The 13,311-nt window shown below is 60.9% G+C and carries 11 protein-coding genes; 5 read left to right on the forward strand and 6 right to left on the reverse strand.

From position 1 onward, the window contains the following. The first annotated feature begins 116 nt into the window (after window positions 1-116). Window positions 117-989: a pyridoxal kinase PdxY gene (gene pdxY, locus CAF87_RS10095; RefSeq protein WP_085731311.1), complete on the forward strand. Its 873-nt coding sequence runs from the start codon at window positions 117-119 to the stop codon at window positions 987-989. Between the two features lie 43 nt (window positions 990-1,032). Here the strand turns inward: pdxY and CAF87_RS10100 are convergent, their stop codons facing one another. Continuing rightward, the gene (locus CAF87_RS10100) at window positions 1,033-1,515 is read right to left on the reverse strand and encodes an acyl-CoA thioesterase (protein WP_003229693.1); all 483 of its coding nucleotides are present in this window, start codon (window positions 1,513-1,515) and stop codon (window positions 1,033-1,035) included. A 283-nt stretch (window positions 1,516-1,798) separates the two neighbouring features. Here CAF87_RS10100 and CAF87_RS10105 point away from each other — a divergent pair, with 283 nt between their 5' ends. Further along, window positions 1,799-3,562: a cation:proton antiporter gene (locus CAF87_RS10105; protein WP_085731312.1), complete on the forward strand. Its 1,764-nt coding sequence runs from the start codon at window positions 1,799-1,801 to the stop codon at window positions 3,560-3,562. Between the two features lie 21 nt (window positions 3,563-3,583). On the opposite strand, the gene CAF87_RS10110 is transcribed toward CAF87_RS10105, so the two are convergent. The 4 genes from CAF87_RS10110 to uvrD all read right to left on the reverse strand — a co-directional run bounded on the left by CAF87_RS10110 (window position 3,584) and on the right by uvrD (window position 7,893). Then, on the reverse strand, window positions 3,584-3,991 hold the full coding sequence (locus CAF87_RS10110) for an SMI1/KNR4 family protein (RefSeq protein WP_007995855.1): 408 nt from the start codon (window positions 3,989-3,991) through the stop codon (window positions 3,584-3,586). Between the two features lie 138 nt (window positions 3,992-4,129). Next, window positions 4,130-5,005 carry a Tim44 domain-containing protein gene (locus CAF87_RS10115; RefSeq protein WP_085731313.1) on the reverse strand — a complete coding sequence of 292 codons (876 nt, stop codon included), beginning with the start codon at window positions 5,003-5,005 and terminating at the stop codon, window positions 4,130-4,132. 175 nt (window positions 5,006-5,180) lie between these two features. After that, a complete protein-coding gene (locus CAF87_RS10120; RefSeq protein ID WP_016984014.1) occupies window positions 5,181-5,621 on the reverse strand; it encodes an EamA family transporter in 441 nt (146 codons plus the stop codon). 88 nt (window positions 5,622-5,709) lie between these two features. Further along, the gene (uvrD, locus tag CAF87_RS10125; protein WP_085731314.1) at window positions 5,710-7,893 is read right to left on the reverse strand and encodes a DNA helicase II; all 2,184 of its coding nucleotides are present in this window, start codon (window positions 7,891-7,893) and stop codon (window positions 5,710-5,712) included. A gap of 259 nt (window positions 7,894-8,152) precedes the next feature. On the opposite strand from uvrD, the gene CAF87_RS10130 reads away from it, so the two are divergent. The 3 genes from CAF87_RS10130 to CAF87_RS10140 all read left to right on the forward strand — a co-directional run bounded on the left by CAF87_RS10130 (window position 8,153) and on the right by CAF87_RS10140 (window position 12,364). Then, the gene (locus tag CAF87_RS10130; RefSeq protein ID WP_085731315.1) at window positions 8,153-11,026 is read left to right on the forward strand and encodes a bifunctional diguanylate cyclase/phosphodiesterase; all 2,874 of its coding nucleotides are present in this window, start codon (window positions 8,153-8,155) and stop codon (window positions 11,024-11,026) included. A 150-nt stretch (window positions 11,027-11,176) separates the two neighbouring features. Then, the gene (hexR, locus tag CAF87_RS10135; RefSeq protein WP_007954250.1) at window positions 11,177-12,043 is read left to right on the forward strand and encodes a transcriptional regulator HexR; all 867 of its coding nucleotides are present in this window, start codon (window positions 11,177-11,179) and stop codon (window positions 12,041-12,043) included. Window positions 12,044-12,151: 108 nt separating this feature from the next. Next, window positions 12,152-12,364 carry a PA3496 family putative envelope integrity protein gene (locus tag CAF87_RS10140; RefSeq protein WP_085731316.1) on the forward strand — a complete coding sequence of 71 codons (213 nt, stop codon included), beginning with the start codon at window positions 12,152-12,154 and terminating at the stop codon, window positions 12,362-12,364. On the opposite strand, the gene CAF87_RS10145 is transcribed toward CAF87_RS10140, so the two are convergent. Continuing rightward, entirely contained in the window at window positions 12,306-13,268 is a 963-nt protein-coding gene (locus tag CAF87_RS10145) for a LysR family transcriptional regulator (RefSeq protein WP_085731317.1), read from the reverse strand. The two genes, CAF87_RS10140 and CAF87_RS10145, sit on opposite strands and share 59 nt — an antisense overlap. Window positions 13,269-13,311: the final 43 nt, after the last annotated feature.

Genomic DNA, 13,311 nt, shown 5'->3' on the forward strand with positions numbered 1-13,311 from the left:
AACAAGAAACTCCAAAAGTTGGCATCAGCTTAACTGCGTCGCCGGTCTGTCGTACAGGCTGCGTTTCGTCGCATACTGCGCGGCTTGAATTTCAATCGTTTTACGGAAAACCCCGAATGAAACGTACGCCTCATCTGCTCGCCATCCAGTCCCATGTGGTGTTCGGCCATGCCGGCAACAGCGCTGCGGTTTTTCCGATGCAGCGGGTCGGGGTCAATGTCTGGCCACTCAACACCGTGCAGTTCTCCAACCACACTCAGTACGGCCAGTGGGCCGGGGAAGTGCTGGTACCGCAGCGGATCCCGGAACTGGTTGAAGGTATCGCCGCCATCGGTGAATTGGGCAATTGCGACGCAGTGCTGTCCGGTTATCTCGGCAGTGCGGCGCAGGGCCGGGCGATTCTCAGCGGTATAGAGCGGATCAAAGCGGTCAATCCAAAAGCGCTGTACCTGTGCGACCCAGTGATGGGCCATCCGGAGAAGGGTTGCAGTGTGCCGGCTGAGGTCAGCGATTTCCTGCTCGACGAAGCCGCGGCGGTGGCGGACTTCATGTGCCCGAACCAGCTCGAGCTGGACAGCTTCTCCGGGCGTAAGCCGCAGTCGCTGTTCGATTGCCTGGCGATGGCGCGGGCGCTGCTGGCGCGTGGGCCGAAAGCAGTGCTGGTCAAGCATCTGGATTACCCGGGGAAACCGGTGGATGGCTTTGAGATGTTGCTGGTGACGGCCGAAGGCAGTTGGCATCTGCGTCGCCCGCTGTTGGCGTTTCCGCGGCAACCGGTCGGTGTGGGCGATCTGACGTCCGGCCTGTTCCTGGCGCGGGTGCTGCTCGGCGACAGTCTGGTGGCGGCGTTTGAATTCACCGCAGCGGCGGTGCATGAAGTGCTGCTGGAAACCCAGGCCTGCGCCAGTTATGAACTGCAACTGGTGCGGGCGCAGGATCGGATTGCGCATCCGCGGGTGAAGTTCGAGGCCACGCCGATCAGCCTCTGATCATTGCGGCGCTCGCAGGCATCGCCCGCGAGCGCTCTTTCACTCAGGCGTCGCCCTTGATTTCCTGATAGCGCTTCTCCAGCTCCTGGCGAATCTGCCGGCGTTGCTGGGCCTGCATGTAGCGACGTTTGTCTTCGCTGTTCTGCGGTTGCAGCGGCGGTACGGCGGCCGGTTTACGCTGATCGTCCACCGCGACCATGGTGAAGAAGCAGCTGTTGGTGTGACGCACCGAGCGCTCGCGGATGTTCTCGGTGACCACTTTGATGCCGACTTCCATCGAGGTGTTGCCGGTGTAGTTCACCGACGCGAGGAAGGTCACCAGTTCGCCGACATGGATCGGCTCGCGGAAAATCACCTGATCCACCGACAGGGTCACCACGTACCGGCCGGCATAACGGCTGGCGCAGGCGTAGGCCACTTCGTCGAGGTATTTGAGCAGGGTGCCGCCGTGGACATTGCCAGAGAAGTTGGCCATGTCGGGGGTCATCAGTACCGTCATCGACAGCTGGGCGTTTCCGGGTTCCATAACGTTCTCACGGGTCAAGGCAGGGTTGCTGGAAGATGCACCTCTGCGGGTGCCTGGTCGCTTTTCAAAACCACCGTTATCGGGACGCCGGGCAACTGGTCGCCGTCACGCCCGGATCGATCTGTTTCCATATATTGCACCGCCTTTCAGCCGTAAGTCGCGGTGTTACCCTTCAAAAGCCCACCCCAAGGGCGATTCCTACACCTAAAGCGGATTTTTACTCAGCTCGCCCAGACGTTTTCAGACGCCTGCCGCGAGCATCGTCATTCAAGGAGCCCACGCCATGCATGCCATCAGCTTTATTCAGGATCTGGCAGTGATCATGCTGGTCGCAGGCGTGGTGACCGTGTTGTTCCACCGTTTCAAGCAACCGGTGGTGCTCGGCTACATCGTCGCCGGCTTCATCATCGGCCCGCACACGCCGCCGTTCGGCCTGATCCACGACGAAGAAACCATCAAGACCCTCGCCGAGCTGGGGGTGATTTTCCTGATGTTCTGCCTGGGCCTGGAGTTCAGCCTGCGCAAGCTGTTCAAGGTCGGCGCCACGGCATTCATCGCGGCGTTCCTGGAAATCATCCTGATGATCTGGATCGGCTATGAAATCGGCCGCTGGTTCGACTGGAATACCATGGATTCGCTGTTCCTCGGCGCGATCCTGGCGATTTCCTCGACCACCATCATCGTCAAGGCACTCAACGACCTGAAGATGAAGAACGAGCGCTTCGCGCAGCTGATCTTCGGCGTGCTGATCGTCGAGGACATTCTCGGCATCGGCATCATCGCCTTGCTGTCGAGCATTGCGGTCAGCGGCACGGTGAGTTCCGGCGAAGTGTTTTCCACGGTCGGCAAGCTCTCACTGTTCATGATCGTAGCCTTGGTCGTCGGCATCCTGTTGGTGCCACGACTGTTGGCCTACGTGGCGAAGTTCGAAAGCAACGAAATGCTGCTGATTACCGTGCTCGGGTTGTGCTTCGGCTTCTGTCTGTTGGTGGTCAAGCTTGAGTACAGCATGGTGCTTGGCGCATTCCTGATCGGCGCGATCATGGCCGAGTCGCGACAATTGCTGAAGATCGAGCGCCTGATCGAGCCGGTTCGCGACCTGTTCAGTGCGATCTTCTTCGTCGCCATCGGCCTGATGCTCGACCCGATGATCCTTCTGCAATACGCGTGGCCGATTGCGGTGATCACCGTGGCCGTGGTGCTGGGCAAGATGTTGTCCTGCGGCCTCGGTGCGTTTATCGCCGGCAATGACGGACGCACCTCGCTGCGGGTCGGGATGGGGCTTTCGCAGATTGGCGAATTCTCCTTCATCATTGCCGCGCTGGGCATGACGCTGCAGGTGACCAGCAACTTTCTCTACCCGGTCGCCGTGGCCGTCTCGGTCATAACCACGTTGCTGACGCCGTACCTGATCCGTGCCGCCGATCCGCTGTCGATAAAGCTGTCCGCCGCCATGCCGCAGCGTCTCGGGCGGGTGTTCGGGATGTATGGCGAATGGCTGCGCAGTATTCAGCCGCAGGGTGAGGGCGCGATGCTGGCCTCGATGATCCGGCGGATTCTGCTGCAGGTCGGGGTCAATCTGGCGCTGGTGATCGCGATCTTCTTTGCCGGCGCTTTCTTTGCCGGGCGCCTCTCGATCTGGATGCAGGACTGGATCAGCGATCCGAGCTGGCAGAAGGCGTTGATCTGGGGCGTGGCATTGCTGGTGTCGTTGCCGTTCCTGATCGCGGCCTATCGCAAGCTCAAGGCGCTGTCGATGCTACTGGCGGAGATGGGCGTGAAGCCGGAGATGGCCGGGCGTCACACACAGCGAGTGCGCCGGGTGATCGCCGAAGTGATCCCGATCCTCTCGCTGCTGGTGATTTTCCTGCTGCTGGCAGCCTTGTCGGCCAGTATCTTGCCGACCAACAAGTTGCTGGTGCTGGTCGCCGTGGTCGCGGCCGCCGTGGCGGCGCTACTCTGGCGCTGGTTCATCCGGGTGCACACGCGGATGCAGGTGGCCTTGTTGGAAACCCTCGACAATCACAAGGAATCGTCAGGGCATTGATCCTGCGGGGCGGCTGGGGGATCAGCTTTCCAGCCAGACGTCCCGCGCCCAGTGCCAGACCGATTCCCAGGACTCTTCGGTGATCAGCTCTTCTTCGCCGGACCACAGCACCACGGTGCCGTCTTCTTCGACGCAGTAGTAGTTGTCGCCGTCCTGGCAGATCGGGATCAGGTCGCGCGGCACGCCGGCGTCCCAGGCGTTGGCCGCCACATCCGGCAGATAAGTGTGGGATTGTGGGTCGGTGACAGTCACCGGCTCCAGGCTGCCGTAAACCACGTCGCTGACGGTCAGCAGAAACTCTTTGAAGACGAACGGGATGTTGATGAAGAGTTCCTCTTCGACTTCCACCAGTTGATCTTCGTCAGGCAACTCCAGGGGAACCGGTACGGGTTCGTTGGCTTCGCGCAGTTGTTCGATGATTTCTTCCACGTCCGGGATCCTCTTGCTTGAATGGCGCGGTTTATATGGGCCGGTTTATACAGTAGCTCGCTATAGATGCAACCGCGAAATAGAAAACCCCGGCCGAGGCCGGGGTTTTTATTGCTGCGGGTAAAACGTCGGACGTGATCAGCCGTTCTGGCGGATACCGGCGACCAGCCAAGGCTGGTTGTCGCCCTGCGGACGTTCCATGTTCCAGCTTTCGCTGAACACTTCGCCCTGGTCGAAACGCGAGGTTTTCGATACGCCGGTGAAGGTCAGAGTCGCGATGGTCTTGTCCGCACGATCATCCACGCCATCCAGTTGTACCTGGAGGTTGTCGATGTAGGTGGACTGGAAACCGTCACCCAGGTCCGCACGCTCACGCTTGAGGAACTCAAGCATTTGCGGGGTCACGAACTCGGCGATCTTGTCCATTTCGTTGGCGTCCCAGTGCTGCTGCAGCGACTGGAAGTGGCTGCGGGCGGCTTCAATAAAGCGCTGCTCGTTGAACCAGGCCGGTGCGTTGATCACCGGACGGGCGGCAGCCGGAGCGGCCGAGCCACCGAAGATCGAACCCATGGCGGCAGGTTTCTGCTCGAACACTTCACGCTGCATCGGCGCGCCGGCCGGAGCGAACTGCTCCTGCTGCTTGCGGCGACGAGCGGCGATGAAGCGGAAGATCACGAACGCGATCACGGCCATGATCAGGATGTCGAAGATCTGCATGCCCTGGAAGCCGCCGCCCATGAACATGGAAGCGAGCAGGCCACCGGCGGCGATGCCGGCCAGAGGGCCGAGCCATTTGGAAGCGCCGCCAGCCTTGGCAGCAGCGCCCGCGGCACCGGCAGCACCAGCGGTCGCAGCAGCGCCGCCCATGACTGGAGAAGAAGGAGCCATCTGGCTGGTCTGGTGCGTCGGCGCAGCACCGGCGCTTTTGCCACCACCAAAGCGCTTGGCGTTGGCGTCGAGGCTCATCGTCAGGCCGATGCACAACGCCATGGCGATGCTAAGAAAACGTTTCATAAAGGGAATTCCCGTTTGTGGAGACACGCGCGCCATGTTGCACAGCTGAAGTGTCACTGGCTAGCGAGAGAGTGTTTCGGGCTTTTGCCTGACAGGTTACGTTCAGCTCGGTCGAGGCAATAAGGCCATGTACTTTTGTCTGTAGGAAAAGGAGGTAGGTTCAGTGGGAAATTGATCAGCGTCGAAACGCCAACATCACCACGCCAGCCGTGATCAGGCCAATGCCGCCCCATTGCCGCAGGTCGAGTTTCTCGCCCAGCAGGATCACGCCGAGCACCGCCACGAGCACCACGCTGAGCTTGTCCACCGGGGCGACCAGCGAGGCTGGTCCGACTTTCAATGCCCGGAAGTAGCACAGCCACGAAGCGCCGGTACCCAGGCCCGACAGCAGCAGGAACAGATAGCTTTTGGCAGAGATCGATCCCAGGGACTGATATTGACCCGTGGCGTATAAAATCAAGGCCAGACTGACGAGTACCACGATTGTGCGCAGGAGGGTGGCGAAGTCGGAGTTGACGTTTTCGATGCCGACCTTGGCGAAGATCGCCGTCAGCGCGGCGAAGGTGGCCGAGAGCAGGGCCCAGAATGTCCAGGAGGAAAAGAAGCCAGAGCCCATGTCTCGTACCTTTCAGGATTGAACCGTTGCCGGTTGATCGTTCCCACGCAGACGGTGCAACGCCTCAACGTGGGAACGATGAGCAGCTTTAGATCGCTTCCAGCTTCGCGTAACCCAGCATCAGCCACTTGCTACCTTCGCTGAAATTCACCTGAACCCGTGCCTGAGCGCCGGCGCCCTCGAAGTTGAGGATCACACCGTCACCAAAGATCGAGTGCCGCACGGCCTGGCCGAGGCTCAGACCCGTTTCCGGAATCTCGGCGCCACTGAACAGGTTGCTGCCGCTCATCGACTGGTTGCCGCCGAACGGTCGGCTGACGCTGTTCGACAGGCGCACTTCCTGAATCAGGCCTTTCGGCACTTCCCGAACGAATCGCGACACCTTGTTGTAGGTTTCGCTACCGTACAGGCGTCGGGTTTCAGCATAGGTCATCACCAGGTTCTGCATGGCCCGGGTGATGCCGACGTAAGCCAGACGACGCTCCTCTTCAAGGCGGCCCGGTTCTTCCAGGCTCATCTTGTGCGGGAACAGGCCTTCTTCCATGCCCACCAGGAACACGTAAGGGAATTCCAGGCCCTTGGCACTGTGCAGGGTCATCAACTGAATGCTGTCTTCGTGTTCGTCGGCCTGAGTGTCGCCGGCCTCCAGCGACGCGTGGCCAAGGAACGCCGCCAGTGGCGTCAGGTCTTCGTCTTCTTCGGTGTTCTCGAAGTTGCGCGCGGCGCTGACCAGTTCCTCAAGGTTTTCCACCCGGGCCTGGCCTTTCTCGCCTTTTTCCGCTTCGTGGTAGGCGATCAAACCGGACTGCTCAATGACGGTCTGGGTCATCAGGTGCAACGGCATCTCGGCGCACTTGGCGGCGAGGTTCTCGATCAGCTCGATAAACGCACCGAGTGCGCCGGCCGCACGACCGGTCAGACCTTTGTTGGCCACCAGCTGGCGCATGGCTTCCCACATCGACACATCGCTGTGGCGCGCATGTTCACGGATGGCTTCGACGGTCTTCTCGCCGATGCCGCGAGCCGGGACGTTGATCACCCGTTCCAGCGCCGCATCGTTGCCGCGACCTTCCAGCAAACGCAGGTAGGCCATGGCGTTCTTGATTTCCGCGCGCTCGAAGAAGCGCTGGCCGCCATAGATGCGGTATGGAATGCGCTCGCGCAGCAAGGCTTCTTCCAGAACGCGGGATTGGGCGTTGGAGCGGTAGAGAATCGCGATATCACTGCGAGCCAAGCCGGTTTTCAGCGCGCTTTCGATGGTTTCGACAACGTAGCGTGCTTCGTCGTGTTCGTTGAACGCGGCGTACAGGTTGATCGCTTCGCCGTCACCGCCATCGGTCCAGAGTTCTTTGCCCAGACGTCCGGTGTTGTTGGCGATCAGGGCGTTGGCCGCTTTCAGGATGCCGGCGGTGGAGCGGTAGTTTTGCTCCAGACGGATGGTCACCGAATCCGGGAAGTCGGAAGAGTACTGGTGGATGTTCTCGATTTTCGCGCCGCGCCAGCCGTAGATCGACTGGTCGTCGTCGCCGACCACCATCAGGCTGTCGCCGCCCTTGCCCAGCAGACGCAACCAAGCGTACTGCACGGCGTTGGTGTCCTGAAACTCGTCCACCAGAATGTGTCGGAAGCGCTTTTGGTAATGCGCCAGCAGGCCCGGGTGGTCGCGCCACAGGTCGAGGGCGCGTAGCAGCAATTCGGAGAAGTCGATGACGCCGGCACGCTGGCACGCCGCCTCGTACGCTTCATAAATGCCGCGCATGGTCGCCAGGAACAGATCGCCGCTGGCCTGAATGTGTTGCGGACGCAGACCTTCGTCTTTCTGCCCGTTGATGAACCACTGGGCCTGACGGGCCGGCCAGCGTTGTTCGTCCAGCCCCAGCTCGCGGATCACCCGCTTGACCAGCCTTTGCTGGTCGTCGCTGTCGAGAATCTGGAAGGTCTGGCTCAAGCCTGCTTCCTGCCAGTGCGCCCGCAGCAAGCGGTGCGCCAGGCCATGGAAGGTGCCGACCCACATGCCGGCCGGATTGATACCCAGCAATTGCTCGATGCGGTGACGCATCTCGGCAGCGGCCTTGTTGGTGAAGGTCACCGACAGGATCGAGTGGGGCGAGGCGTTTTCGACCTGGATCAACCAGGCGATACGGTGCACCAGCACTCGGGTCTTGCCTGAGCCGGCACCGGCCAGGACCAATTGACGACCAACGGGAGCCGCTACGGCCTGGCGTTGGGCATCGTTGAGGGAGTTCAGCAGAAGGGAGAGATCATCGCGCATCGGGGCATTCTAGGGTGCGCCGCATGCCCGGGCAAACCGAGCTTTGCATTAGCCGATGAAAGTGCTGCCAATGACGACCGGTCGGTCACCGGCTACAGGCGTTGGCCCGTGTGGCGTCGGGGCTTTTGCGGGTGACGGGAGGTCGAAACGTTTCGGCGAAATTATGATCTGGAGCAGTTTGGCAAGTGGTTGGGCTTGTGTATGCTCCGTCCACGTTTCCGGGCGCATGCTCACACTTATAAGAACAAGAACGTTGCCTATGACCCTCAGCTTCGACCTGTCGGGCCCCTCTGTGGAACCCCGGGTGATCCGCAAGCATTACGCCACCCAGATGGCGGTCGAGCGCACGCGCCTTCTTTATCAGGGTTCGCTGTTGCCCACCCTGTTCATGTTGATCAATGGTCTGGTTTGCGCCGGTTTGCTCTGGAGTCCGCAGCGCTACTTCGTGGTCAGCGTCTGGATGGTGTGGCTGCTGTCGCTGGTGGCGCTAAGGGTGATTCAGGTTGCAGCGTTCGATTCGGCGATCCCCGACCGTCAGGCCCAGCCGATCTGGGGCCGAATGTTCCTGCTCGGTTCGACCATGACCGGCCTGACTCTGGCCGGCGCCGGCATCGCCCTGGTCCCGGCCGACAACTTCATGCAACAAGCCTGGGTGTTCGGCCTGATCGGCGCCGCGACCTTGTCGGCCAGCGTGGCTTACGCCGTGAGCATTCCGGCATTCCTTTCCTTTACCTTGCCGTGCTTGCTGCCGGCCATCGGCTATCTGTTCTGGGGCGGTGACGAACTGGCGCGGGGCTGGGGCTGGCTCGGGCTGATCCTGCTAGGTTCTCTGAGTGTGGTGGCGTGGCAGGTCAATCGATTGATCGACCGCGGTTTGCTGCGGCGCTTCCAGAATCAGCACCTGATCGAACACCTGCAACAGGCGCAATCGCGCAGTGAACAGCTCAATCAGGAGTTGGCGAAGGAAATCGAGCACCGCCGCTGTGCCGAAGGCAAGTTGCGCGAAGCCCAGGTCGAACTGGAGGACCGGGTCGCCCAGCGCAGCCGTGAACTGGACGTCGCCAACCAGGCGCTGAGCAAGAGCGAGGCCCGCCTGGCGCTGGCGTTGAAGGCCAGCGAGCTGGGGCTGTGGGACTGGAACCTGCAGACCGACGAAGTTCACCACACGCAGATTCAGGAACTGTTCGGCATTGACCCGGAATACGTCACCGGGCTGCTCAGGCATCTGCGGCCACGCTTGCACCCGGAAGACGTGCCGGCCCTCAAGCGAGCGTTGATCGAGCATCTGAAGGGACGCACCGAGGATTATCAGATCGAGTACCGCGTGCGCCATGGTGACGGCCACTGGGTCTGGATCGAAGACCGAGGGCGCGCGGTGGAGCGCGATGACAGCGGGCGGGTGATCCGCATGGTCGGCACCCGGCGCGACATCAGTGTCAGCAAAAGCCTGGAGGCCCAGCAGCAATTGGCGGCAACGGTATTCGAAGCTGCCAGCGAGGGCATCGTGATCCTCGATCCGAATTATTCGCTGATCGCCATCAATCAGGCCTTCAGCCGGGTCACCGGTTACGACATCGACGACATGCTCGGACGCAACGTCGTTGAACTGCCCTGCAGTCGCGATGCCCGCCGACATTACGTCGCGATCCGTCACGCGCTGGAGCAGCACGGCAGCTGGCAGGGCGAACTGGTGGAGACCCGCAAGAACGGCGAGTTGTACCCACAGTGGCTGCAATTGAATGCGGTACGCGACAGTCGGGGAAATGTCAGCCATATCGTTGGCTTCTTCGCCGATCTGTCGGCAAGACGCGAATCCGAAGAGCGTATGCGTTACCTGACTCACTACGACGAACTCACCGGCCTGGCCAACCGCTCGTTGTTCCGCGAACGCCTGCACGAAGCCCATCAGCGCGTGCGGCAGGGCGGACGGCGGAGTCTGGCACTGCTGCACATCAATCTGGATCGCTTCAAGCTGCTCAACGACAGCCTGGGCCATGAGATCGCCGACCAGTTGTTGCAAAGGATGTCGCGGCGTCTGGTCAGTGCCTTGCCGGAAGCCGACACCATCGCCCGGTTGTCCGGTGACGAGTTCGCGGTGTTGTTTGATGCCTACGGCAACCTGTCGAGTCTGGCGCGGGTCGCCACGCGGTTGTCGGCCAAGCTGCGTCTGCCGCTGACGGTGGAAGGGCATGAACTGGTGGTGAGCGCCTCGATGGGCATCAGTATGCTGCCGGACAACGCCCGGGAGATTTCCGCGCTGGTCAGCCAATCGAACATGGCCATGCAGCACGCCAAGCATCTGGGCGGCAACAACTTCCAGTTCTACACCGACAGCCTGCAAGCCAGCACGCTGGAGCGTTTGCAGCTGGAAAACCAGTTGCGCAAAGCCATCGAGGACAAGCAGCTCAACGTCTTCTATCAACCGAAACTTTGCCTGGCGACCGGCCGCCTTAACGCGGCGGAAGCGCTGGTGCGCTGGGATCACCCGATCATGGGCCGGGTGCCGCCGGGGGACTTCATCGGCCTGGCTGAAGAGACAGGATTGATCGGGCCGATCGGCGAGTTCGTGCTGCGCCAGGCCTGCTGGCAAGCCTGCGAATGGCAGCGTCAGGGGCTGGAGCCGATCCGGGTTTCGGTGAATCTGTCGGTGCATCAATTGCGCCAGGGCAAGCTGGTCAGTCTGGTGCGCCAAGTGCTGGAGGAAACCGGCCTGGCGCCGCACTACCTCGAGCTGGAACTGACCGAAAGCCAGCTGCTCGACAGCGTCGAACACATCATCGCCACGTTCCAGCAGCTGCGGGATCTGGGAGTGAAGCTGGCCATCGACGATTTCGGCACCGGCTATTCGTCGCTGAGCTATCTGAAGCGGATTCCAGTGGATTACGTGAAGATCGATCAGGCGTTTATTCGCGGGTTGGGAGAGGGCAGTGAGGACGCGGCGATCACCCGTGCGATCATTGCCATGGCCCATGGGCTGTCACTGAAAGTAGTGGCGGAAGGCGTTGAGCGACAAGACCAGCTTGAGTTCTTGAAGACCGAGGGTTGCGACGAGGTGCAGGGCTATCTGATCAGCCGCCCGGTGGAGGCTGCCGGTCTGGCCGGGTTGTTGCGTCAGCAGGAAATTCCCCGGTAAAGGGCTACATGCAGCGCATGTCGCCTGATCCGGGGCGATCCAGTTACGCATTGAGCAGGCAAAATGCCGATTCATGTAGTATAACTACAAGCTTGCTACATCCCCGGCATCTGGCCAAAGCACATCTTTCCATAACAAGAGTCCAGCCCCTTGAATCTGCTGCAACACATCGCCCAGTCACGTCACCTGTTACGCAAGTCGGAGCTCAAGGTCGCCGACCACGTGCTGCTTGACCCTGCGGCAGTGATGCACAGTTCCATGGCCGACCTGGCCCACAGCGTTGGCATCAGCGAACCGACCATCGTGCGCTTCTGCCGTGCCATCGGTTGTTCCGGTTTTCAGGATCTGAAACTCAAACTCGCGCAAAGCCTCGCGGCCGGCGCCAGTTTCGGTCAGTTCGCGATCCATGAAGACGACTCCGTCGCTGACTACAGCCTGAAGATTTTCGACACCACCCTGCACACCCTGATGGAGGTTCGCGAGAAACTCGATCCGCTGGAGTTGCAGCGAGCCGTGACGCTGATGTCCCAGGCCCAACGCGTCGAGTTCTATGGTTTTGGTGCGTCTGGCGCGGTGGCGGCGGATGCGCAGCACAAGTTCTTCCGTCTGCTGCTGACCGCTGCGGCCTATTCCGACCCGCACATGCAGGCGATGTCGGCAGTGACGCTGAAGCCGACCGATGTGGCGATCTGCATTTCCCAGTCCGGCCGCTCAAAAGACTTGCTGATCACCGCCAATCTGGTTCGCGAGAGCGGTGCATCGCTGATTACCTTGTGCCCGAGCCAGACACCGTTGGCCGAGCTATCGACCGTCAACCTGGCGATCGATGTTCACGAAGACACCGAAATCTACACCCCGCTGACCTCGCGTATTGCCCACCTGGTGGTGATCGACGTTCTGGCCATGGGCGTGGCCATGGCGCGCGGGCCGAGCCTGGTCAACCACCTCAAGAGCGTCAAGCGCAGCCTGCGCAGCTTGCGGTTGTCGCCAAAATCGGTGAAAGCGCTGGACGACTGAAAGTCATGGGGCGAAGGCAATCTTCATCTGCCTGTAACCCCGTCGAAGCCAAACCGTCATCCCTCGCGCCTATCGTGAAACTCCCGTAATCGCCTTGGGAGACTCGAAATGGCTCAGCCTTACGAAGAACGCAACAGCGCCGCGAAAACCCGTCGTCAGCAGGAAGACCAGCGCCGCATGGAGTTTCGCCGCGCCATCGAAGATCGCTTCGAACTTCGTCAGCTTCAGAGCGAAATCAGCGATTTTCCCGAGGATATCGAACTCAACTACTGGCAGGCAGCTCCCGCAACTTCCCGTCGAAGCGCTCAACCAGCGCGCTGATCTGAACCCGTTCGCTGCGGATAAACGCCAGGAAGGCGTGCGCCACCGGTGACAGGCGTTTGGCCTTGGCCTGCACCAGGCACCAGCTGCGCAACAGCGGTAACTCTTCGACCGGCAGCTCCACCAGGCCGCCAGTCGCCAGCTCCAGGTTCAGGGCGTGGCGAGTCAACAGCGCCAGGCCCAGACCCGCCAATATGCATTCACGCTGAGCTTCCGCCGACGCCACTTCCTGGGTCTGGGTGAAGTGCACGCGCTTCTCCTTGAAGTACTCCTCGCAAGCCAGTCGCGTTCCCGAGCCGGACTCGCGAATCAGCAGAGTGTAGGGTTCGAGATCTTGCAGGCGCAGCGGCCCCATGTGTGCCAGCGGATGGTCCGGTCGGGCGGCCGCCACAATAGGGTTGTTGAGAAAGGGGAGAAATTCCAGGCCCATGTCCTGCGGCACCATCGACATGATCACCAGGTCGTCGCGGTTGTCGGAGAGGCGACGAATCACCTGGCCACGGTTGACCACCGTCAGTTGCAGGTTCACTTCCGGGTGCTGGCGTTTGAACGCTGCAAACAGGTGCGGTACGAAGTATTTGGCGCTGGATTCCACCGCCAGTTTCAACTGACCCTGCAGCGAGCCCTGCATGTCCGACAGCTGCATGTCGAGGTTTTCCAGGCGGCCGAAGATGTCGCGGCTGGCGCGCTGGAGTGCTTCGGCGGCCTCGGTCATGTAGAGTTTTTTGCCGACGTAATCGAACAACGGCTGCCCGATCAGCTCTTCGAGCTGACGAATCTGTAGGCTGACGGCCGGTTGTGTGAGAGACATTTCCTCGGCTGCGCGGCTGTAGGAGCGTAAATCACACACTTCGTTGAAGATCTGCAATTGGCGCAATGTCATACGCATCAAGGACTTACGCATTTTCTACCGACTCTGGCCGCTGGCTGGTGCGTTGACTATAAGT

The organism is Pseudomonas sp. R38(2017), from assembly GCF_002112395.1.
Classification (GTDB): Bacteria; Pseudomonadota; Gammaproteobacteria; order Pseudomonadales; family Pseudomonadaceae; genus Aquipseudomonas.